The following is a 23837-nucleotide window of genomic DNA, read 5'->3' on the forward strand; positions in this document are numbered from 1 at the left end:
CTTCTCGCTCCCTTTGTTTGCCATTATACAACGACACGCGCGGCTTGAAATCCAACCAGGGTTATAGATCGAGTTATAGACTTTGCAACTCTCTGCCGCGACGAATCGCTTCTACCCGGCTGGTCACTTGAAGCTTGCTGTAGATATGGTTGATATGCGTTTTCACTGTTCCCATCCCGATGCCGAGCGCGTTCGCGATCGCCACATTATCCAATCCTTCTTCCATGCAGTGGTATATTTCCAGCTCCCGCTTGGTCAGAAGTGTTTCCAATAAAACCTCCCCGGGAAGAGGCGGAACAGCCCCGCCTCCATAGCAGGACAAAACCCGGCGTACGTATGAGAGGGAAGGTGAGCTCTTGTCTCGGATATTTCCTTTCTGACGCAAATGGACGTACTCCTTCAACAACTCCGCAGCAGGCTTTCCTTTGTCTACGAATACGCGGATATACTCGTCAGGTTCCGCGTACTGAAGGGCGTCTTCCAGTTTCAGCACCGCTTGCTCCGGCTTATTCATGTGTCGAAGGATCATCGCTTGCAGGATCTGGATATCCAGAGCATCCATCGGGCGATGATTTTTGATCGCGATGGCGAGCAATTTCTCCGATAAAGACCACGCCTCCTTATACATTCCACTCTCCAATAATATTCTTAGGAGAAAAACGTAGATGAACAATTGATGCACAGATACGGGATCATCAGGCGATACCCGATATTTGGCCAACCATTCGCTGGCAGCGGCCTCGTCACCCATGTCCAGACGCAATGCAGCCCATTCCGCGTCGAGGAGAATGAATGCGGCTTCGACTTGATCGTTCCGAGCATATTGTTTTGCCTTCCCCAGCCATTTCTCCGCTTGTGCATAATCCTGTTTGGCTTTACTTATTCGCGAAAGGAACAGGCAGGACGGAACGTAAACCTTCTCCGGCTGATAAGTGATCCGAATATGTTCAGGAAGTCCCGCCTGCAAATATTTCATCGCTTTGTCCAATTCGTTGCGTTCATACAGCAATTCACCGTAGCATACCATAACGGGTTCCTGTAAACCCATCGTTGCCATAAACTCGATCATGTTAAGGAAAAATGATTCCGCCAGATCTCTGGGCAGATGCCTGCCGCGTTTGCCGTTATAGGATCTGTAAATGGATGGAGTGAGCGGCATTTGCGGGGAAGCAAATATTAGATCGGTACCGGATGGATTGTATTGCAGCGAAAGGCGGATATATTCCAACGCTTTCAACATATCCATATCATACTGGGTTGCCTTGAAATTCTTCACATAATACAGGTCGCCCAAATAACGATTCTTGTCCTCTAGCTCCCAGGCAGCCGAAGACGATGCATAATATTGTTCGGCAAGCTGCAAATGTTTTTCAGCCAAATCGGGTTCATGGTCCCACAGCAACGAGTAGATGTAGGTGAAGTACAGGTAATGATGCTCTTGAAGAAGCGGTTCAGGGATCGCCGACAGCCATACTCGCAATGTGGAAAATTCCCTGCGAATCATCAAGGTTCTCATCTGTTCGAGCAAGCCCAATGCTTCCGTATAATGCTCCCCCGCTAAATAATAATCGATCGCGTCTTCGCCGAAACCTTGCGTCTCGTACCATTTTGCTGCGGCACGATACAAATCATTCGTTCGGCTCGGATCGTGGCGTTTTTGCTGTTTTTTCAGAAAGTCTCCAAACAAAGGGTGGAACCGATACCAATCCCCCTGTTCATCTAGAGGAACAAGAAAGAGATTGGCGCTCGAAAGCTCCGCCAGTTTCCCCGCGCTGTCCTTCTCCCCTGATAATACTTCGCAAAGCGGCCCGTTCATTTTTTTAAGAATAGAGACGTTCATAAGAAATATTTGGGTGGTGCCATCCAAAGCCGAAAAAACTTCTTCCAGCAAATATTGTTCGACCTTGCCGGCATCACCTGACAGCTTGGTGCTGAAATCGGGTTTCTTCTCGCGGTACCGCATGGACAAAGCAGCAAGCCTTAATCCTGTGACCCACCCTTCCGTTCGATCCCAAATTTGTTCCACCTGTCCCCTCGGCATTTCGCGATCCGTGCAAATTCGGAAAAAATCCATCGTTTCCCGAAGATCGAAACGCAAGTGATCGATATGGTATTCATTCGTCCAGTCCCGGCTGCTCCATCTCGCTTTGGCCCATTTGGGCCCTGTGCGGCTAACAAAGCAAATATGTACACGCGGCGGCAAATACTCGAGAAAAAAAGAGATGGATGATAAAATATGGTTGTCCAAAATCTCATGCCAATCGTCAAACACCAGCACGAGCTGCCTCTCCAGACCATTCAATTCATTTATCAAAGCGGTGAGAAATGTCTCGTAATGCCCCGGGCTCAAGGTATCGGCCGAAGACTCACTTGAAGAGAATATGCCCCCAAGCGCTTGCTCTATGCCTTTGCTTACATAATGCCAAAATCGAACCGCATCGTTATCTTTCGCGTCAAGCGACAGCCACGCTACCGGTACGGGTAACAGCCTTGCCCAAGCAGCGACCAGCGTTGTTTTGCCATAGCCGGCAGGCGCCGTTATAAATGTCGCTTTCCGCTGCAACCCCTCGTTCATTTGGGCAATCAAGCGGGGACGTGGCACGATTTGCGATATAGACAGCGGAATGTTCAATTTGGATAAAATAATGTCATTGTTTTCACGATACATATGATATTCATCCTCGCAAAGAACACTTATATTTATCTAAAAAAAGGAAAATGAACTCCCCTAATAACGCTTTATAAAGAGGAATGCCTTTAGAATCATTTCGACAAAGAACAGAAAAATGCCTGCTTTTTTAACATCGCCGATTATGGCCCCTATTTAATTTGGCTTTCCTAACCCGAAAAACGCGAAGAATCCCTATAAGGACTCTTCGCGTTTTTCCACATGTAATTCTTCCAGATCGGTATTGCTGGTCAAGTGATCGTGCCGAATGCCCGCCACATCCCCGCCACTTTGCGCCAACCGTGATTGCCCCCTGATGCTGGATTCGTATGAATCACGATATCACCGTCTCTGCCTAGCGAGCTCGCAGGGGCGCTGTCGGCGTAATAAATTCCCGGCTGGTTCCCCGATGCGCAATACAGCCCAGATTCCAAATATTTCACTGCCTGCTCCAGCGTATCGAAGGCCATGATCTGGTATGCGGATAGCCGGAAGGTCGAACTTCCGGACGACGGACCACTAATATACAGCGATGCTGTAAATGCCGGCATTCCAATCGTATTGGTCAAACCGAGATAAGAAGTCCACTGCGCGGACGAAACGACGAGGCCGTTCGTCAATGCACCGCCGTATGTCAAAGCTATCGTAACGGCACCTCCGGCTATCCGTTTGGCGTCGATGGACCATACGATATATTTATCGGAAGGAATCGTTACGACACCGTATACGTTCGTCTTCCCTGCAGGCATTGCAAGTTCCATGCAAGAGTCGAACAAGATGCCATCCGCCGCCTTGACACCGGTCAATGAGGTTGCCCCCGCCATTGTGTAACTGTTGCGAGTAGCGAACGATTCGTTGAAGACTCGGTTTTCGTTGTAGCCCATCGTGACACGAGAACGAGGGCGACTGCTAAACTGACCGGAATAATTACCAGCTTGCGCGGCCGAATAGAGCACATTGCTGATGTATAGTTCTGTATCTGGATTTGTATACACATTAAAGTCGCGTACATGCAGCATGGATGCGCTATCCTTGTTCACACTCAGCGGATTGGCTCCCGTGCTGCACCCATTCGTATACATTTGGGAACGGATGAGCTGGATTTTACCTAGACCGGATCTATTAACAACGCAGCTGTTACAGTCCTGCAAATAAAAATCTTTTGGTGCATAGTTCGTTCCGTTTACGGTTACCGATTGGCTTGAAGCGTTTGCTTCAAACCAGACGTTCTCAAATACAAGCGGCGGACTCCAGCCCACAGCATTGTATGACTTCACGAAGACCGGGAATCCCGGGTTGGCTTCGAATACGGAGTCGCGAATAACGGTTTGGCCGGAACCGTTCTCTGGACTATCGATATAAACCGACGCAATTTAGGCGCCTTCAAAATGACACTTATGGATCGTATCCGCGCCTCCATGCATGACATATGGTCCGGAGGAAACGTCTTTCTCGACATAATAATGGTAGCTAGCTTCCAGGAACGTGCATTGGTTAAAGGAATTTCCGATGTTCCCGTAAACCTTGTGGACACATCGATCGAGATTATGAAATCGGACGTTGTCGAAGAATACCCTGCCAATCAGTTCATCACCGGCCTGATATGCTCCCTTAGAACCGAAACTTACACCGTTTTTCCTCTTTGCAGCATCTCCGTCGAAGGAAAGGTCGCTGATTGTGATCGGTGCCCAAAAAATGCCTTCAAGCTGCCGTTTGTTAATGACAACCGCATACCCGGTTTCCGAATAAGAAGATAACAGGCTGGCGGAATTGCCGTCCCCTCTCAGATCGGGACCATTTTGCGGAATAACGACGTTAATGAGGTACGTTCCTTTTGGAAAATAGACCGTCTGACTGCTTGCAGCACTATTAATCGCCTGCTGGACGGCTGCCGTATCGTCAGTAACACCGTTCCCGGTCGCACCGAAATCCTTCACATTGATTACCTCGTATGTTCCAGGCATAAGCAAAACCTCTCCTTCTATACATTGTTGTCGCGAAAGGACCGAAATCGTTAAGCTCGATGATTCGGTCCTTTCGGCCTTACGGTCTGCCTCTTTGCCTCTACTCCCTAGTGACTAATTTCCACAAGCACATTCATCAGAAACTGAGCTGCTTCAGCTCGGCTCGAGTGCTTGCCGGGCAATATGTTGCCGGCAAATCCACTAACCAGACCTTTCGCATACAATGCCGAGATACTGTCGCGAGCATAAACGGATATCGCATCGGCGTCTTTAAACCGGTCGAGATTGGACACATTATCCGCAGCTCCATGCAACACTCCGATCTTCCGCATGGCGCGTTCGGCAATAACGAACATTTCCTGACGGGATATTTTTTCTTTCGGCCTGAATTCGTTGTTGCCCGTTCCATTCACGATTCCGAGCGATTTGACAATTGCGACCTCTTTGGCGAAATAATCGCTGCTGCTCACATCGCTGAAGGAATGGTTTGCCTCGCTGTTCAGCCCCAACATCCGAACAAGCATCGTTACAAAATCCGCACGGGTGACCGTTGTATCGGGTGAAAATGCGTTGTTCCCCGTTCCTTTGACCACATCCCGCGCAGCCATATATTTCACGGCTTGATCGGACCAATGGAGGGCCGTGTCCACGAACGATTTCTCATTGTAAAGTACGTCGAACGTTCCCGTATGGATGGTTTGAAACGTCACTTTTCCGTTCGCATATACGCTTTGGGGAATGAACATCTTCGTTCCTCCGCTCTCGCGATAGGCAACGACATATCCGCCTTTCTCTCCCGATTTTAGGTCATGTTTCAGCTCAATCACTAGCGGATGCGCTGCGTCCGACCAATCGACGGGCTTATCGTTAACCAGACATTCGACGATCAGGCTGCCTTTTCGAATGAGGAGCGTAATTCGATCGGTTGCGCTCGCTGCAAGCTTCTGAAGCGATTGACCATTGACTTTGACGGTTCCGAATTCGGTTGTTATGACCAAATAAGTGTGCTCATCGAATTTGGCCGAATCTATACCTGCATCCGATAAGTTGACCCGAACTTCATTGATCGCTTTATTTTTCGTATAATCGAGCACGATGTTTACGATCCCGTTTGCATCCGGTTTGGCTGCTGCCAACAGCTCTTTCAGCTGTTGTGGAGATACGGATACTGTCGAATTGCTGGTGGTTGTTTCGCCTCCATACATCCACTGCCAAGGATTGGATTCGGGCTCTGATATTTGAAATGTTGCTGATTTCATCACACTTCCATAACTGACTGCAACGGTATACGTATCCGCTGCGGCTGTTGTGGGAACAGCGATCGAGAGAGACAGTTTATTTGTCTGTACTGGATTCCCAACAACTTCAAAGTTTTGCACGGCGCCGGAGCTGTTCTTCACCGTTACCGTCAACGATTGGCCATCCAATATGCCTGAAGTTGTCACTGGAATCGTCACGTTTCCTTGAATACCCTTCACAAGCACCTTCGGAGTCGGTTCACCGAGCGCAATAGAAATGGGTTCACCAACTGGCGGTTCACTTGAATCTACGAGCTTCAAAGCCAGTCGCTTCAGCTCATCGCCGCTCAGCGTACGCTCATAGATCCGCAAATCATCCACATAGCCATGCATATTCAGACTGTTATCGGTCAACATAGTGCCAATAAGCGTATCACCTGCTGTAGCTGCCAGCGAACCCGCATCATTCCTATGAACAACCTGTTCTCCGTCTATATACATCCCGAAACCGCCTGCTCCATCACACACGACCGCCAAGTGACGCCAGCCCAACGATTTCACTTCAGGACCCTTCAGCGTTTGCCATTGACCTTGGTCTGTTTGAATGTTCGCATTCAAATGTCCCTCCGCGATTTTTACAACCAACTGCTCATTGCTGAATATCACCTGATCTTTGAGTTGTCGCAGGTTCATCCATAACGCTAATGAGAAAGCATTAGCATTCAAATGATATGGATTTTTCGTTTTCACATAGTTTCCACCACCATCCAGTATCAGAGCACCCGCTCCGATCGGCGCACCGGAATCGAAAGAATTCGACCAAGTATGGAAGGTATCCGGTGCACGGACGATATCTCCATGGCGCTCATTGCCAGACAAATCGTATACGGTACTCCCCTTAAGCTCATCGAATGACCAATGAAGTGCCAAGTTGTCACTGATTTCTTTAGCGCCTGTTGGAACCAGGCTTACATCATCAATCCAGACGGTCGCTGGGTTCATCCTGGCATCCAATTTCAGGAATATCTCGCTTGCCGTGAGCGTTGCTGGCGTCATGAATTTCACATGCACTCGAGTCCAATCTAACGTTCCATACAACGGCATGGTTTCAAATTCATACTTCGTGGGACCTGTGAATGCAGCTTGTAGTAAGGCTCCGGCACCTTTTACATCATCTGTTTTGATCCATGCATTCAGCTCATATTCGGTATTTGGCTGCAGCGCTACATTCTGCTTTAAAACCACCCTATCCGTTACGTTGCCGGAAAGTTTCAGCGCGGTACCACCTGTACGGTAAACCGTCTTATCCAACGTTGCAGTGACCTGCTCATCTACCTCCCAGTCAGCAGGAAGTCCATTCGCTACTGTTCCTTCAAAGGAGGCATTACGAATTAAATTATCCGGGCCTGTCACCATCAATTCCACAGGCGATGAGGTCGTCTCCCCCCCCTTCGTCGAGGTGGCAACTGCTGTAATCGATAAGCCTCCTGAACGGTTGACCGTCCAATTCACGGGATAGGGTGCTGCCGTTGAAGAAGCAATTTCTTGCCCATTCGCGTAATATGTTACCTTCGCGATGCCTTCACTTGCTGCAGCATTTGCAACCAGCCCAAGCTGGCTGCCTGCTTGAATAGTGATACCTGAATGCACGGACGTAATAGCAACCGTTGGTTCGCTATAAACCGCTGTCGGAATCACTTCGAATACTTTCCCATCACCAGCACGCAGCCCAATAGCGGATTCACCGATTGTATACAGCTCACCTGTCTCCAGATCCTTCAATTGTCCTTTGAACTGATTAGAGTCAATGGTCAGTTTCTGGCTCGACAGGGCGTCCGTATTCACTGCAACGACATATCGCTTATTACCCTGCTTCTCTACCAACGTGCTCACATAAGGTTGAGCAGTCCCCGTAGCTTTAGCTGTAAAACGATCCTGGTCCTTCTTGGTACCAAGCAGCGTTTCTCTCATCGGATTCAATCGACCCGCCAAATGGCCTACTTCATCGAATAAGACCTCATTTTCGCTTAAGCCAATCCAAGACTCCATCGTCGAGTATATAAACCAGAAGATACCGGTTGCACCCTCGCCGATCGCGAGCCACTGCTGTTCACGAACTTCAGCTGGCGAAGGTTCCCGAGTAGAGAAAAGTCCAGCATCATAAGCATGGGTCTGCATAATGATCCACAGGGGTGTATCCTCCGTTCTGTACTTCGTCTGTTCACGTATATAGCTGACGAAATCCCAGCCGCCGTACCCAACCCCATTCATTGTAAAGTCCCCAGGCGGATTAAACTTCGCTGCCGGATAGGGATCAATGATAAAGATATCCTGATCAACCGCTGAAGCTATCGGTCCGGTTCGATCGAATCCCCCTAGCGGCGCAGAAACCTTCATGCCCGGCGCAAGTTCATGTATGACTTCCGCTGCAGTCACATGTTTTTCCATCATATATAGTTCCGGCTCATCCGAAGTATTAATCACCTTCACGCTTGGATGCTTCTTAAGCACCTCCACGACCGGTGCAAGCAGGCTTTTCGCCGTTTCCTTATCTGACGGTGCCTCACGATCGAACAGCCAAGGATAAGTTTGAACATGTGGACCGTACATAACATCCAAACCGAACTTATCCGATACTTCCAACAAATCATCATCTTTCTCTGCATCACCGCCAGCCAGCATGATCGCATTCAGCCCTCTGGACTGCAGATCCATAATGATCTGCTTAAACTTTGTTTTCTTCCCGTTCATTAATTGCGCAGCATCGAATACCCCAATTGGAAAATCGCTTGGTTCTGGCTTCACAATATCGTCAGGATAGAGTGGAGGTACATCCTCAGATTGTCCTCTGACTGTAAAATTTTTCACTTTCTGTCCATAAGCACTCTGCCCGATCATCATAAAACCTGCTGCATGAATCTCTAACGGTGTATCACCAACAGAGAGCTTATTCTGGTAACGAATTCCATCAATCCATAAGGATGACGTCTTCGTAGCAGCATCGTAGTCCAGTTTCACATGCGTGTACCTATTGACATCAATCTGTGCTTGCCCTGAGGCAAGTAATTTATTGGCACCATCGGTATAGACTTGATAAAACCCGGATGGTGTAAGAAGTACCCAGAGTTGTCCTGTAAACCAATGATAGTTCAAGTCTTTCGTATATCCGAGCGCGATCCAACCGGATGACATATTCCCGAATTGAATGTCATACTCGATACTTGTTAAAGCTTCTGTCGGTGTATAGGAAACCTGCGCCAGAGGGTAATAAGTATCACCTTCAGCTTTGCTCGTAATGTAGCTGTCTGCTTCATCACCCGCAAAAACCAGCTCGCTGGTTGCTTCCCACCAACGTCCGTCAATGGATGTATTTAAATAGTTCAGACGATTGCCTGCTTTACGATCTGTATTATTAATGGACAAGGCATCAAAAACTTCAATCGCCAGTTCAGGTACCGCTACGTCAAAGGTTGTGGTGGCTTTGGTGATATTCTCGTAGTTGACCTCAATGGTATACGTTCCGCTTGCGGTAAAAGGCGGGACTTGAATCGTAATGGTAGCCGCGTTATTTGCGACTGCTTCTGATTGGATTACAAAACTTTGCGGCTCGTTACTGCTATTGAGAACCCGGATGTCCAAATTCTCGCCATTGGGAATAAAGGTGGTTTTAACGGACGCAGTCAATGTTCCTCCGTTTTCCCCTATAGGCGTATTCTGCGAGATCGGATCAAAGGTAATGGATGGCTCACCCAGTGGCGCCTCTTTAAAGTAGAATTTGTCAACAGAAATCGTCGAGATGATGTGATTCATCCCGTTGGAAGGAGCCAGATAGGCCATCTCGTAATCGACTAAAGACGGATAATAAGTTCCAATCTTAATATCCGTCCACTCATTCGCATGAAGGGATGATAGTGGAACGCTAAGCTCGTCAGTTCGTAATTTGCCTGTCGTGATCGAATAAACCCCTGCCTTGAAAGCATCTCCTATAGCATTTTCTTCATTAAAATCCACCTTCACTCTCGCGTAGAGCTCGTAGGGCCTCCATGATGCAAGTGGGGAAGTTCCTGTTGTATTGCCATTGGCATCATTGGTGAAAATTCCATTATTCATGCGCAACTGGAAATTCCATCCATTAGTCTCTAGAACGGTTTTCCTGGCTGTTTTTCCATCCGATGCCGTCGGATCGTCAATACCGGTCTCTGTTTCCGGCGTTGTGATAAATAATGAATCTTGACCTACATATTCAAATGTACTGTTCTCCGCAGAAGCAATGTTAGAGGGAGCGAATATATTTACATTTGTAATCATAAGAGCTAGTATTGTAAACTTGACTAACCATTTCTTAGATAAATGAGATAATCTCACCGCTTGTAACCCCTTTCAAAATAGTCCTTAATAGAAGAGGAGAGACTTTTCTGCTCTCCTCATTATGCGTCAGCGTGATGAATCGGCCAGCTGTTTCTGCTGGCTATTTTTTGAGTTCAGCATACGTTTTTGCTGCATCCGTCAAAGTAACCATCCAGTAATCGATCGCTTTTTGCGCATCCATCGTTTTCAATTCCTCCATCATCGTTGCCTGAACACCGTTATACTCGGTTTCCGATTTGGCATAGATCAGCTTCGGCGCCATTCTGACCAAATAATCCGATACTTTGGTTTCAATCCGCTTAATGTCGTCCGGCATACTTAGGTTCATTCCCAGCTCATTGTCCATATCGTAATAAATTTTGTAAATCTCGCCTGACTCCGCGCGCTTCTCCACCAGTTCCCCGGGATAAGTGACTCCATAATGCTCGGAATAATCTTTATCCAGCTCGGTCATTTGCGTTTTCCAATACGTTTCGTTATTGGTGTAATTCATTGGGATGTTATATTGAGGATCGGTATAGTTGTCCACGAAGCCGGCAAGGTTCCAGTAAAGTCCGATTCCAGTTTCTAGCGAGAAATTCGGATCGTTCTTCTGTGCATCGATCGTCTCCTGCTTCCATTGCGGCTTGCCATCGATTACATCCCAGTTCTTGCCTTGAATGCCGTTTAGAATCAGCCGCGATCCTTCGAATGATTGCAAATAATTAATGAGCTCCATAGCTCGCTCAGGATTTTTACAGTTTTTCGAAATCATAAACAAGCGATTGGAGAAGCCGTTCTCACCGAACTCTCCCATATAAACGCTTTGCCCAGCAGGTACTGGAAGCGGCACCCAGCCCGATTTAGGGTCAATTTTGGCAAGGGCAACATTGGCCTCACCTGTTCCCGCCCATGACACCGGGGAATAAAGCGTGCGACCACTCTTCACCTTTTCTACGAAATTCTCGAATTTTTGGGTGAACGAATCCGGATCGAGCAGACCCATTTCGTTCGCTTTTCGGTAAAATTTCGTTCCGTTCCAATAGGCCGTATCTGGATCCAGAATGCCTCCAGCCGGCATAAACGTTTCTGGTTGCAGGTATACGAACATATTGTTTCTGTTCATTCGATTAAAGAAGCGATCAAACAGTTCATAAGGTACCATTCCCCAGTCGAACAGCGGAGCCAAAGCGTAAACCTTCTGCCCTTGGTCATTGGTTGGATGTTTTTTCTGCATTTCAGCGAACATGTTCAGAAGATCATCCATATTGTTGATTGTCGGATAGTTTAATTCCTTGTAATAATCCCAGCGAATGTTATAGGCAGGAGAAGCATAGGTGTACATCGGACCGATATTGCTGGCAATACCAGGAATCGCGTACAATTTTCCTGTACCATTGCTGAAAAACTTCTTGCTGATTTCGATTTTTTTAGGCGAATCCTTTATGATATCTTTGCCATGCTCTTCAATTAAATCATCCATTGCAATGACTTGATTACCTTCAATAATTTGCTTTAAGTACTTCGCGGAGCTTTGCAGGACGATAATATCCGGAAGATCCCCACCTGCCATCATCAAATTAAACTTCTTGTCATCGGTTTGGGTGTCCAGTTCAAGCCTAACACCGGTTTTCTTCTGAATTTCCTGCATGACCGGATCGTTTTGAACACCGGCAGATAGCGCCGCTGCAAATAACGTATTGTCGCTTGTCAATTTCAGCGTTACTGGCTCCCTCGTCTTTTCCTTGTTGTCACTCGGCTCTGACTGGCCCTTTGGCGTGTTTCCATTGGATGGAGATGGCACATTCTCCTTCGTATTGGAATTGGAACATCCAATCATGGTCGCCAGAGAAGCGACCACTAATAATGCCGTAAAGCTTTTAAATCTTTTTCTTCCCATCGTTTTGACCCCTCCTTAAAGTAATTTAATATATACGAAAGCTTAGGAAGAAACGACCAACGCCGTTCTTGGCGTAATGCAAGTTTCTTCCACGGCCTTGTATCAACCGCTAGCCTTTAATAGAGCCTAGCATAATTCCTTTTACAAAGTACTTTTGCATAAAAGGGTATATAAAGAGGATCGGCGTTGTCACAATCATCGTGATCGCCATCTTTACATTTTGTGGAGAGATCAGCTGTTGGTTTTTCTGGTTGTTGCCCATTAGTTGTCTTGTCGCCTCATTTGCAAGCGCTTCCGATTGCTTCAAAAAATTGAGGAGCGTAAGCTGCAAGGTTTGCAATCTCGGATCATTCACCAAAAACAGATTGTCCATCCATGAATTCCACTGATTGACCGCATTAAACACCGTTACGGTTGCGATAATCGGCAATGATACTGGAATGATGATTTTGGTGAAAATCATAAAATAACCGGCTCCCTCCATCACCGCAGCCTCTTCCAGCGCCGGAGGGATTTGTTCGATAAACGTTTTCATCAGGATGATGAAAAAACCGGCGATAACAGAAGGCAAAATATAGAGCATAAAGTTATTTTTAAGACCAAGTTCTCTCATCGTAAGATACCATGGGATAAGACCAGCGTTCAAATATAAAGTAACGACGACGAGCCGATAGACCGTCTTGCGCAGCGGCATCTCCCGTTTAGTGATAATATAGGAAAATAAAGCGCAACTGAAAACGGTGATGATCGTTCCAATGACAGCACGCGATAGCGAAACGCCAAACGAAATCGTGATGGCCTCTCGACTCAACATTTCGCGATAGACGGTCAGATTAAATCCCTTTGGGAGTAGATACACACCCTTGGCCGCCAACACCGGATCGCTGACGGAATTAATCAGAATATAATAGAATGGATAGATGCAGCAAAGCGTAAACAAAGCAAAAAAGATATAGTTTGCGGCATGAAAGGAAATATCAAAAAACCGCTCTCGTCTCAATGAAATTAAACCCTCTTTCCAGCCGAGAAGTTAAATAATGCTTTCCCCTCGTACTTTTTTAGCGATCCAGTTTACCGTAAACAAAATGGTAACACTGACGATCGTTTTAAACATGCCGAGCACAGTGGAATATGAAAAATCGTTTGATTCCAGACCGATTCTGTAAACGTAATAATCGATCACTTCTAGTCGGTCCGCAACCAATGCGTTGTAGAAGACGTAAAATTGCTCGAAGCCGTTGTTCAGCATATTACTCACGTTAAGCAGGAGCAGCACGACAAAGGTCGGCATAATGCCAGGAACCGTAATGTGCCATATCGTGCGAAATCTACCGGCGCCATCAGATTTGGCTGCTTCATACAGCTCTGGGTCAATCCCTACAATCGCCGCCAAATAAATGATCGCTCCCCATCCCAAGCCTTTCCATAATCCGACCAGCGTTTGGAAAATCCAAACGATGTCATTGTTCCCCAGGAAGTTAAACGGAGAGAGAATCCATTCGAGCTTAAGTAACAACGTATTAACAACCCCGTCCGATACAGCAAAGAATACATAAAATATGGAGTAGACAAGTACCCAGCTGATGAAATTAGGGAGCGTTGTTGTAACTTGTACGAATTTCTTAAACCATTTTCCTCTCATCTCGTTTAATAAAATGGCAAATGCGACGTAAAGCGGTGAAACAAGAATACTTAAGAAACTAAGAACTAACGAATTTCTCAATACGCGAACCAGATCGGTCCCCTGATCCATAAAAGCAAGCCGGAAAAATTTCAGTCCGACAAACTCCGAGTCCTTTAGCGGGATGCCCGGCTTGTAATCATAGAAGCCGTAAATCCATCCGAACAGTGGAACGTAATTGAAAACAATAACGAGAATAATAAACGGGAGAGCCATAAGCAACAATGTCATGCTGAATTTTTTTTTCTTTTTCTTGACTGCCAGCCGCTTTGTGGCTACTTGTAGCTCCAACCTTGTTCCTCCTAGTCTCCTGCTTGCAGGTAAGATGATTGTTAATGTCCTTATCATAAATAGAAAAAGGCAGCGGCAAAATGATGGAATCTCCGAAATGATGTTCCTTTTTCGGTAGATTGTTTGTCATTTTGTTCTGCCTTGTACAAATATCATTTATTCTCAGAAAAACATTGCTGATTTTCAGCTTTTCAGCTTTTCAGCTTTCGGAATATACAAGTCGACGCGAGACCCCCCTGACGCCAATTGGGAGATTGCTAGCCCCGGTGATTCCGGAAAGTTTAAGCGGATTCTGCGATAAACGTTCGCCAGACCGATTCCGTATGCGTCTTCGCCTGACTCCGGCTGCTCCTCAGGTTTATGGGATTTCATCCATTCCTTCACCCGTTGTAAATTTTCGTCAGACATGCCTCGTCCGTTGTCGATGACAGAAATAACGATAAATGGCGGAAGCTCTTCCACTTCAATTCGAATTTTGCCAGCGTAGCCGCTGTACTCGAATCCATGTAAAATGGCATTCTCGATGATCGGCTGTAAAATGAACCGCGGGACCGTGCAGGATAATGCATCCTCTGCAACCGCATATTCAATCTCGATCCCTTCTCCGTACCGGTAGTTTAGAATTGTAATATAATGATCTGCATACTCCAGCTCTTCCTTAAGCGTACATAATAATGCCGGATTTTTGAAAATCGGCCGCAGCAGGTTGCACAAAGCGGTAATGCTTTTTGTAATGTTATCCGACTTATTTACGACCGCCATCCACTTAATCGTGTTCAAGGTATTAAATAAGAAATGGGGATTGATTTGAGATTGGAGCATCTGGATTTCAACCTTAATTTTCTCATTCTCAACCCTCCGATTTTGCTCGATGAGCTCCCTAATTCCGCTGGACATCCGATTAAAACCTCCGCTTAATCGGCTAAACTCATTCATTTGGTTATCTTCAATGGTGAAATCGAGGTTGCCCTTTTCGACGTTCCCCATCGCTTCCATTAAATTATGCATCGGTTTCGTAATTTTTTTAATCCAAATTGCGGATGCAATGAGAGCGGCGGCGAAGGTAACTCCAAATATCCAAAGCATCTGAAAGCGCAAATTGAAAATATCTTCAATAAACTCGCCGATCGGCACTTCCTTGACCATAGTCCAATCCGAGCCGCTGACCTGATAATAAACAATTTGCTCATCCTGCTTCTTAATGCTGCCGCTTGGTGAGTTGGCGGGAATTTCTGCGCACACTTCACTTGAGTTACCCAGCAAACGCTTATTGACATGTGAAATGACTCGACCCGAACCGTCGCAAATATAAATCTGCCCGTTCAGCTTGGACTTCAGGTTGTTGTACAACGAGAACAGTTTATCTTCCCGAATATTGATCATCAACGTCGCCGAAGGCAAGCTCTGATAAAGAGATTTGACAGCCCGAGCCGCCGTAATCAGATTCATCGGTCCATCTTTAACTCCCAATAAAGCTTCCCCGAAATCTTCCTTTCGATGAGCCCCTTCCCACACCATTTTCGGATAATCGTTTTCCAGCTTGGTCTGCAGCACTTGATGATGCAGAGAAGAGGAATAAAAATGTCCCTGCTTCCGATCATCTTTGAGCAGTTCCGATTTTATTCCTGTAACGCCAATAGCTCTGCCATCCTCGGCATATACAAAGATCGAATCCAGATATTCGTAATTTCCCAAGTAAACGTCCATCTCTTGCATAATTTCTCTGTGTAATTGAATTTGTGCTGGTATTTCCGTAACGTTGTTGTCTAAAAATTGTTGAATTTTTGGATCAACCAGCAGTTGCCTCGTCATTTTGTCAATTTCTTGCCGAAATTCATTAATCGAGTCATCGGCTTGCAAAAAATATTGCATCGATAATTCATTCGTTTTTCTTTCAAGAATTTCCAGTACACCATAGTAGGTAAGAATCGCGCTCATCAATAAGGCGATCAAGCTGATCAATATGAAAGAGATTCGAAGCTGTAGGCGAAAACTGCGTCTCTTTCCCATCCAGGCAGCCCGGCTAAAGATCTTCATGCTGACCATCCTCTATCGATTCTACGCCCCATTGCTTACGGAATTCCCGCGGACTCAGACCCGAATATTTTTTGAACACGCGGCTGAAATGGCTGTAGTTAACAAAGCCTACACATTCCCCGATCTCGTAAGATTTCAGATTGGAGTGCAGGAACAGCTCTTTAGCCTTCTCTACTCGGAATTGCAGAATGTAATCAATAAAATTGATTTCCATTTCTTTCTTGAACAAGGTGCTAAAATAGTTTGCGTTCATAGATACAGCTTCAGCGATTTGCTGCAGCGAGATGTCTTCCGCATAGCGGGTTTCGATGAAACGCAGTGCCTGGGTAACCGGACCGCTTGTCCGCTTCCGAACGATCATTTTTTCGATCAATTCCTCTACATACGCCTCATACAGATCGATCATGGCATCAAGCGTTCTCGCTTGAGCAAGCCGCTGAGCATAGGTTGAGCAGAGGGCCGCCGTGTCCTCGCCTGTAAGGCGCAAGGATAGAACAGGTTTATGCAGCCATTGTATAAAAGCTTTTTGCGATTCGAGTTTCGTGAGATAGTGTTTATTAGCAATAAAATGGTTCATCTGGTCAGCGAAATCCATCTGAAACCGGACGCTTACTTTCTCCCATAACCCAATCAAACTGAGCAGCCTCTCTTCCGCCTTCCCTGATCGCCCGTCTTCCGCCATTTTGCTCCATAAATAAATGTTTCCAATTCCACCGGCAAAAGATTGCTCCAGCGCTTGCGAACATTCCGTGTATTGTCGCCTCAGGTGTACAAAACCATCCTGCTTGCTGCTGATTCCAAATGAAACGCTTACATTAAAATACGTGACCATCACTTTGCGGATATGCCCTAGCATGCGATACAACGATTCCTCGATTTCTTTGCCGCTTATCGATTCGGGGCTGCTAAACAACAGCACATACCGGCTTTCATTGTCCTGAAATGCTTCGCAGTGGCCATGAACCTTGATGACTTCATTCAGAACGTTCAGCAACGATACGCGAATAAGCTCGCCTTTATCGTCCTTAAACTTTTCCCGCAATCGTTCGAATGAATCGATTTCCATCGCACAAGCAACGATATTTCGGGGAGTAAGGGATAGGTCCAATAGTTCCGCTTTCTGCGTAAACTCTTCCGCTGTATAACGCTGAAGAAATAAATAGTCTTTAAACAGCTTTTCCTTGATTACATCTATATCCGCTTCAGGCACGGTCTGGTTGATTGAACTGCCTGAAAGCTCCGCCTGAAGTTTGCCGAGCATTTGCTCCAATTCTTCCGTAGACACGCTGTGCTTCACGATATAATTGCTGACGCCTAATGACATCGCTTTTCGGGCAAGCTCGAATTCTTCAAGGCATGTCAGAATGACCAGCTGGGTATTCGGATTGACGGCTCTGATTTTAGCGATCAGCTCCATCCCTCCCATAATCGGCATCTTCAGGTCGGTTATGACGATTTCCGGCCTAATTTTCTCATATACAGTCCATGCTTCCGCACCGTTGGCAACGTCGGCAACGATCTGCATTTCAAACCGTTTCCAGTCGATCGAATTTTTCAGTCCGAGCCGGACAAGTAGTTCATCTTCTACGAGTAGAACGCGGTACATGCAACCCCTCCATTTCTCTGACAAGCGTACGTGTAGAACTTGCTTACTTGCTTGATTAAAGACATAGATTCGTTACGTTTCTTCAAATTCCTGCGCAATTTCCATCTATCGTAATGATTGAAATAGCCATGAACGGGTAGTTTCACTCGAAGCCGCGGCAGAACTTTATTTCCCCTCACCAATCGGCAGACACCAAATTAAAGCGCCCACATTTTTGTAATACAACCGTAATAATTCATTCATCTTTTTTTCATCTTCATTTCATCTTGCAGCTTTATGATGTAGTTATGACCCCCCTTTATTATATATTCTCTCTTGTTGCCTGCGGATGTCCGCAGGTTATTTTTTTGCAGCACCTTGCCAATAAATTTCCATTCTGTTATCCTGTTTTTATACTGGCTAGTCGGTTTATAGACTGCAAATTTATATGAAAGGTAGTCTCCCAATTGAGCAAGGATAAAATCATTCAAGCCGCTATTGAAGTGTTTTCGGAAAATGGCTATCATCGGGCGAGTATGGATGAGATTGCCCTGCGCGCGCAAGTAGCGAAAGGTACTCTTTACTACAACTTTCCGGGGAAAGCCCAGTTGTTTAAAACAATTGTCAAGCAAGGCTTCCAGCGCATTACTGAGCAAATTAACGCCGACTTATGCGCGCCAATCCCGCTGAAAGACAAGATAACCCGCACCATCAATCACTATCTGGATCTGTTTCTGGAATCGCGCCATTTCTCGCATATCGTATTTAATGAGCTGTCCAATGGCATCGAGCAGGACGTACTGGATGAATTAAAGCAGATTAGAAGCGAGCATTTGCAATTTCTCGTGGCGATTTTGGAGGAAGGCAAGAGCGAGGAAAATTTTTTGCGCGATTTGGACTCGCATTTGGCCGCGGCCAGCATTTTCGGCACTTTGCAAAACACCTGCAATTTTTACTTGAACCATCAGGTTGATTACTCCCGAGAGGATCTGGAGCGCTTCCTCTTTACGATGATTACGGAAGGGCTGTTTATTTCGACGAAATAGATGGCTTAAGTCTAAAGCCATTTCCAACAAGCAATTATTTTGATTTAGAGCCAATAAAAGTCTACAAAATCTCACTTTGTAATGTAATTGTAATATTTCCTTCATGTTCCTTTCATCTTGTAATAGTATTATAGAAACATGACCCCCCTTTATTATATATTCTCTCTTGTTGCCTGTGGATTTTGCCACAGGCCTTTTCTTTTTATTTGAAATAGTTGCCTTAGCAGTGAAAAGCTTAGTATTGAAAAAGAGCGGGATACTCCGCTCTCATATATACCACATCTTAAGATAGTTTTTAATAATCCGCTTCATAGTGCAGTAGACGAGACGCTGTCTGGCTGCAGTAGTAAAATAATCGAGGTCCGGTCCGCGGCTGCTGCCTGCTGCGGCAAAACCCAAATATCCTTCCTGCCGCAGACGTTCAAGGGCAGCGAAACCTGCGACCTTTGAGGCATTTCTCACCATATGCTCAAATAGGACAGTGGAGGCTTCCCGTTCCAGCAATGTCCAGATGTTAACTTTACAAATGCCGTCATCAGCCAGATGCTTTATTTCCGCTTCCTTAACCGAAGATCCGCCATGAAGCACCAGCTTCGGGCCAATTCGCTCCTTAATCTGACGGGCATAATCACCCCGGTATTTCAAATCGCTTGACGATGCGCGGTGCTCGGTCCCCAGATTGGCAACGACCATATCCACGCCGGTAGTCCGGTAATACCGTTCCACTTGGTCAGCCGTCGTCAGATCGCCGGACTGGCCGTCACCGTATTCTGCGATTTCATCGCAAGCCCCTTCAACTAGCAGGAGATGCCCGTAGTTTTGGACAAACTGCGCCGTGACCTCACAATTTTCTTCTATTGGCAGCTTGGATGCATCATACATGATGGAGGAAAAACGGGAGAGATCCCACTGAAGCAGACCGGAATCCTTCTCATGTATTATATGATCCAGATGAATCAGTACCTGTAAATTTTCATAGGGTCCGCCCGCTCCGGCTAGTACCTGCAGCTCCTCCATAAACAGCTGCAATCCAGTGTCCCAACGGTGCGTATTCGTGTAATGCACCGCCTGCGGCCGCTCGTCATACAAGACTGTAATGCCGATTATAATTGGAAGATTAGGAATACCGATTTCATCTCCATGCTCCTGAACCGTAGAGAGAATGGCCTCCGTCGTGGTCAAATTTTCGCTATTGAAGCAAGGAAGCACCCACCCTCGGTCCTGAGCCTCCCGGTAAACCTGCTGCACGTTATGCTTGCCTGTAATTATCGCCATTTCCCTGTTCTCCCTAGCTTACCGGCGGCAAATAGTCGGTGTAGAGCAAATAGAGCGGCTCTTCGTCCTCTTCAATTGCAGGAAACCGGCCAATCGGCTCCAGAAACCGGTTATCTATCCGATCATCATTGACAGAGGATATCTCCGTGATGAGCACCTTTCCGCTCCCTTCTTCCCCCCACAGCTTATGGTACAGCCTGGGCGGTAGTGTAATGCTCTCGCCCGGAGTCAGCCTGACTGTACTGCCCGCCGGCAGGTTAAGCTTCCTTCCATCAACTGAAACCTCAATCGGCGTATCCGCCAATTGATCATCTTCGGTTGACGAGTACATTTGAACCATTAAATTTCCGCCACCGCGATTAATGATATCCTCCATCTTGCTCCAGTGAAAATGCAGCGGCGTTACCTGTCCCTCTTCTACAATCAGCAGCTTCTCCGCATAAGTTTTTTGGCAGCTGTCTTGATGAAAATTACCGTTGCGAACGGTGAATAGGAGCAGACCTGTCTGAATAAAATTTCCGCTTCCGAAGTCCGTTATATCCCAGCCCAGCATGTTCTCCCGAATTTCTGCATAATCCTCGCCTTTACCGGACCATTTCTCTGCATTCCAGTAAGCAAAAGGGGGAAGCTTGTAATTCATCGCTTGTACAAATTGCACCGCTTCCCTCATGATTTGATTTAGCTCCGAACGTTTCATCGCGTCAGCCTCCAGCTGATTTATTTTCACAATCCTCAGTTCCTGTCACTCCCACCTTATCACCCTAACACCCTTTCCCCTATCATCGAGCCCTATACACTCTTATTTTGAAACAAGGACATGAGTTCTTTATAACGCTCGTAGTGCCCCGCATAAATCGCTGCACGCTCCGGATCCGGATAAAAGGTCTCTTTCACTTGAACGAGCTGCCGAACCGCTTCTTCGACTGACCGATAGATGCCAGCCGCGACACCGGCTTGAATGGCAACTCCAAGCGTGCCGGCTTCGCTGACATGGAGCGTCTCCACTTGCCGATTCATAATATCCGCCTTCATCTGCATCCACAGCGCCGATCTGGCCCCGCCACCGACTGCCCGCAGCGTATCTACCCGAATTCCGGTACAGTTCAAGCATTCCAGATTGTAAAGCATATCGTAATTAATGCCTTCCATCAGTGCGCGGTAAATATGCTTTGGCTCAGTAGACAATGTCAGTCCGTGAATCACGCCTTTTGCAGCCGGGTTCATAGTTGGGGTACCGGAACCGGCAAAATGCGGAATGACGAGCAAATCTGTCGGGACATCGGCCGCACGGTCGTTTAAGTGTTCAAATGGACTGATGCCCTTGCGCTCCGCCTCGATGGCTTCTGCCTTCCCAAAGCCATCCTTATACCATTGGAGCAGGGAACCGCCAGTGAAATTGAAGGCATAGGACAAATACATGCCGCTGAAAAGATGCGGCGCGCAATTGTACCGATACTTCAGCATATCCGCGCTCAGAACCGGGCGTTTGTATGCCGGTGTGATGCACTCCACAGACCCGATGCCGTCGATTGCTTGACCTTCGCGGATGACACCGGCACCAAGCGCCGCACAGGCCTGATCGTGTCCCCCTGCTACAACGAGTGTCCCTGCTGGCAGCCCTGTCTCCTCCGAAGCTTCCCTGTGCACAGTCCCGATGATGTCGCCGGAAGAAACCGGCTTGGATAACAGATTGGCGTCGATATCGGCCGCCGCCAAAATAGAAGGCTCCCATGCTTTGCTTCTAATATTGAACGCCATTGTCCGCGAGGCGAGCGAATAATCGATGCAGGCCAAGCCGGTAAGCTGGTAGGCGATATAATCGCCGAACTGCATAAATTTCGCGGTCCGACGGTAAAGCCCGGGGCGATGCCGCTTGATCCACATCATTTTGGTAATGGAGTACATCGGGTGGACCGGGAGGCCCGTCAATTCCATCATACGTTCAGCTCCAAGCTGATTACACAGAAACTCCGCTTCCGCTTGGCCTCTGATATCCGTATAGAGTATACTGCTGTCTAGCACGCGACCGTCGACCCCAACCGGAATAACAGCTTCGCCAAAGGATGAGATCGAAATAGCTTTTACCGGAACGGATGTCGGTCTTTTCAAAACAGTTGCAATAGTGCTCTTTACCGCTGACCACACTTCCGATGGATTCAGCTCACAATAGCTTTCTTGAGATCGGCTCACCGCATAAGTGGAACTGGCAGCGGCCAGCACGGCGCCATTCTCATCTAGCCATGTACATTTGCAGCCGGAAGTGCCGATATCAAGCCCCATTATCGACAATATGACTCCTCCTTATCTGTACCTTGTCTATACCGGAATCGGCCCCCAGACAGGCAGCGGATACCCGGATTGATCTTTTAGGTTGACGGTCGGATTCAAGCCCTTGCCATGCCACAGCGTGCAGCCTTCCGGGGCCGCTATCGCAAGGCACAGCAGGATCCCCCTCCTGTCTTCCGTGAGCTTGGCTTTATGTGCAATCGCGACGCCTTCACTCATCAAGGAGAAACCGAACGGCCGATCGACCAATTGAAAGCCCCCGTTCAGCCCCGTAAATGACAATTTCAGCCCGGTTCTGCTGCCGTTCGTCCAAGCTGCCGCCGACAGGCGCGGCCCGGATGATCCTGCCGTTAAATGATAGACCTTGTTTAACACAGTGGCAGCCACTCGCCTGCCAAGCTCTTTAAGCGATGCCGAACCTAGGTGAATAAAGTCATCCAGCAGCATATCTATCGCAGGAACAAGAGCTACATGCGCCAGCTCGGCTTCAAGCAGCAGCTGTTCATTCTGGATCCGGTTCCAGGCGCGTTCCTCCGGCCAAGCCAGCTCTAAGCCTAGCTGAGTATACACAGGACCCAGCTGAACATAAATGAACGGCAGGCTGGCATCGCCGAGATCTTGCCGCAAGCAGCTGACAAACCGTCTCATTCGCTCCGCATACTTCTCCGCAGCTTCCTCAGTCGCATCGCTTTCCCCCTGATACCATAAACAGCCCTTCACCTGACCGCCAGCGGCCTCAACGATGCGAAGCATCGCGCCATACAGAGAGCCGCCTTCCAAATGCTTCAATTCCGGATCCCATTCCGACATAGAAGTTCCGCCGGATGCAGCCATGACCAGCCCGGTAGGCACACCGCTATGCAGGAGCAGTTCCTTCCCGAACGCCATTCCGAGACCGCTCCCCAGCACCCTGTCCCTTCGTATAGCTTCATTCAGCTCTGAACGACTTCGGTAGGGCATCCAATTCTTCCAGTGTACGGGATCATGTGATTCCAGCGCCCAATGGAGCGGCTCAGCCGCAATATCCCAGCGGTCTCCGAGATAGAAGCAGCTCACTCCTGCCTGAGCAGCCTCAACATCAATCAATCTGCCACAGCCCTCCATATTCGATTGTCCTGCAAGAATCCACAGATCTCCGACAAATATCGGCCCCAGACTGCATTTCTCCAGTAGCTCTGCACCCTCGCCATCTACAATTCGGACATACAGCGTGTGTTCACCAGTCGTCAAATTTTCAACTGTTCCCGTCAAACATTCTTCATGGCCTTCGATCAGCCCACACGCCTTCCAGGAGGTGCATGACGTTCGCACCTCTAGCCGTCCGTTTTTTATACCGCCGGCAACTTGAACAGAAAAGGCTATTGACGCCTGATCATGCAAATTTCGCTGAAACACTTGATGCGGTGTGGGACTCACCCACTTGATCTGCTGTCTCATCCAAATACCTCCCTCCACGAATACAAGCCTACAAGCCTCTCTGCTCCTCTTTACAGCTATTTTTCGATTGGCGGATCAGCAT

The 23837-nt window shown here is 47.3% G+C and carries 14 protein-coding genes; 1 reads left to right on the forward strand and 13 read right to left on the reverse strand.

Annotated elements, in window-relative coordinates; translation table 11 throughout:
* Window positions 1-73: 73 nt before the first annotated feature.
* The 9 genes from ACFQ0N_RS32025 to ACFQ0N_RS32065 all read right to left on the reverse strand — a co-directional run bounded on the left by ACFQ0N_RS32025 (window position 74) and on the right by ACFQ0N_RS32065 (window position 17732).
* Window positions 74-2668, reverse strand: a complete 2595-nt coding sequence (locus ACFQ0N_RS32025; protein WP_379334182.1) for a winged helix-turn-helix domain-containing protein — start codon at window positions 2666-2668, stop codon at window positions 74-76.
* 251 nt (window positions 2669-2919) lie between these two features.
* Window positions 2920-3945 carry a hypothetical protein gene (locus tag ACFQ0N_RS32030; protein WP_379334183.1) on the reverse strand — a complete coding sequence of 342 codons (1026 nt, stop codon included), beginning with the start codon at window positions 3943-3945 and terminating at the stop codon, window positions 2920-2922.
* A 96-nt stretch (window positions 3946-4041) separates the two neighbouring features.
* Window positions 4042-4632, reverse strand: coding sequence for a glycosyl hydrolase family 28-related protein (locus ACFQ0N_RS32035; protein ID WP_379334184.1), 591 nt, complete (start codon window positions 4630-4632; stop codon window positions 4042-4044).
* A gap of 107 nt (window positions 4633-4739) precedes the next feature.
* Window positions 4740-10235: an S-layer homology domain-containing protein gene (locus tag ACFQ0N_RS32040; protein ID WP_379334185.1), complete on the reverse strand. Its 5496-nt coding sequence runs from the start codon at window positions 10233-10235 to the stop codon at window positions 4740-4742.
* A gap of 103 nt (window positions 10236-10338) precedes the next feature.
* Entirely contained in the window at window positions 10339-12117 is a 1779-nt protein-coding gene (locus tag ACFQ0N_RS32045) for an extracellular solute-binding protein (RefSeq protein WP_379334186.1), read from the reverse strand.
* A 109-nt stretch (window positions 12118-12226) separates the two neighbouring features.
* The gene (locus ACFQ0N_RS32050; RefSeq protein WP_379334187.1) at window positions 12227-13117 is read right to left on the reverse strand and encodes a carbohydrate ABC transporter permease; all 891 of its coding nucleotides are present in this window, start codon (window positions 13115-13117) and stop codon (window positions 12227-12229) included.
* A 30-nt stretch (window positions 13118-13147) separates the two neighbouring features.
* Window positions 13148-14089 (reverse strand): ABC transporter permease, encoded by a 942-nt coding sequence (locus ACFQ0N_RS32055; RefSeq protein WP_379334188.1) that lies wholly within the window; start codon window positions 14087-14089, stop codon window positions 13148-13150.
* Window positions 14090-14272: 183 nt separating this feature from the next.
* Complete coding sequence (locus ACFQ0N_RS32060; protein WP_379334189.1) at window positions 14273-16126, reverse strand: cache domain-containing sensor histidine kinase; 1854 nt, start codon at window positions 16124-16126, stop codon at window positions 14273-14275.
* Window positions 16113-17732 (reverse strand): response regulator, encoded by a 1620-nt coding sequence (locus tag ACFQ0N_RS32065; protein WP_379334190.1) that lies wholly within the window; start codon window positions 17730-17732, stop codon window positions 16113-16115. Before ACFQ0N_RS32065 ends, ACFQ0N_RS32060 begins: the two co-directional genes overlap by 14 nt.
* A gap of 446 nt (window positions 17733-18178) precedes the next feature.
* Here ACFQ0N_RS32065 and ACFQ0N_RS32070 point away from each other — a divergent pair, with 446 nt between their 5' ends.
* Entirely contained in the window at window positions 18179-18757 is a 579-nt protein-coding gene (locus ACFQ0N_RS32070) for a TetR/AcrR family transcriptional regulator (protein WP_379334191.1), read from the forward strand.
* Window positions 18758-19024: 267 nt separating this feature from the next.
* Here ACFQ0N_RS32070 and ACFQ0N_RS32075 read toward each other — a convergent pair whose 3' ends face one another.
* The 4 genes from ACFQ0N_RS32075 to ACFQ0N_RS32090 form a co-directional block, all read right to left on the reverse strand.
* Window positions 19025-20032: a class II fructose-bisphosphate aldolase gene (locus ACFQ0N_RS32075; protein WP_379334192.1), complete on the reverse strand. Its 1008-nt coding sequence runs from the start codon at window positions 20030-20032 to the stop codon at window positions 19025-19027.
* A 13-nt stretch (window positions 20033-20045) separates the two neighbouring features.
* The gene (locus tag ACFQ0N_RS32080) at window positions 20046-20729 is read right to left on the reverse strand and encodes a D-lyxose/D-mannose family sugar isomerase (RefSeq protein ID WP_379334193.1); all 684 of its coding nucleotides are present in this window, start codon (window positions 20727-20729) and stop codon (window positions 20046-20048) included.
* A 92-nt stretch (window positions 20730-20821) separates the two neighbouring features.
* Entirely contained in the window at window positions 20822-22312 is a 1491-nt protein-coding gene (locus ACFQ0N_RS32085; RefSeq protein ID WP_379334249.1) for an FGGY-family carbohydrate kinase, read from the reverse strand.
* A 36-nt stretch (window positions 22313-22348) separates the two neighbouring features.
* The gene (locus ACFQ0N_RS32090) at window positions 22349-23755 is read right to left on the reverse strand and encodes a sialate O-acetylesterase (RefSeq protein ID WP_379334194.1); all 1407 of its coding nucleotides are present in this window, start codon (window positions 23753-23755) and stop codon (window positions 22349-22351) included.
* Between the last annotated feature and the right edge of the window lie 82 nt (window positions 23756-23837).

Origin of the sequence: Paenibacillus sp. GCM10027626, assembly GCF_042676285.1 — a bacterium.
In the GTDB taxonomy this organism is placed as follows: Bacteria; Bacillota; Bacilli; order Paenibacillales; family Paenibacillaceae; genus Paenibacillus_Z.

Coding starts and splice junctions, on each gene's coding strand:
- ACFQ0N_RS32025 (WP_379334182.1), bottom strand. CDS start 2,668: ATGTATCGTGAAAACAATGACATTATTTTATCCAAATTGAACATTCCG.
- ACFQ0N_RS32035 (WP_379334184.1), bottom strand. CDS start 4,632: ATGCCTGGAACATACGAGGTAATCAATGTGAAGGATTTCGGTGCGACC.
- ACFQ0N_RS32045 (WP_379334186.1), bottom strand. CDS start 12,117: ATGGGAAGAAAAAGATTTAAAAGCTTTACGGCATTATTAGTGGTCGCT.
- ACFQ0N_RS32060 (WP_379334189.1), bottom strand. CDS start 16,126: ATGAAGATCTTTAGCCGGGCTGCCTGGATGGGAAAGAGACGCAGTTTT.
- ACFQ0N_RS32065 (WP_379334190.1), bottom strand. CDS start 17,732: ATGTACCGCGTTCTACTCGTAGAAGATGAACTACTTGTCCGGCTCGGA.
- ACFQ0N_RS32075 (WP_379334192.1), bottom strand. CDS start 20,032: ATGGCGATAATTACAGGCAAGCATAACGTGCAGCAGGTTTACCGGGAG.
- ACFQ0N_RS32080 (WP_379334193.1), bottom strand. CDS start 20,729: ATGAAACGTTCGGAGCTAAATCAAATCATGAGGGAAGCGGTGCAATTT.
- ACFQ0N_RS32085 (WP_379334249.1), bottom strand. CDS start 22,312: ATGGGGCTTGATATCGGCACTTCCGGCTGCAAATGTACATGGCTAGAT.
- ACFQ0N_RS32090 (WP_379334194.1), bottom strand. CDS start 23,755: ATGAGACAGCAGATCAAGTGGGTGAGTCCCACACCGCATCAAGTGTTT.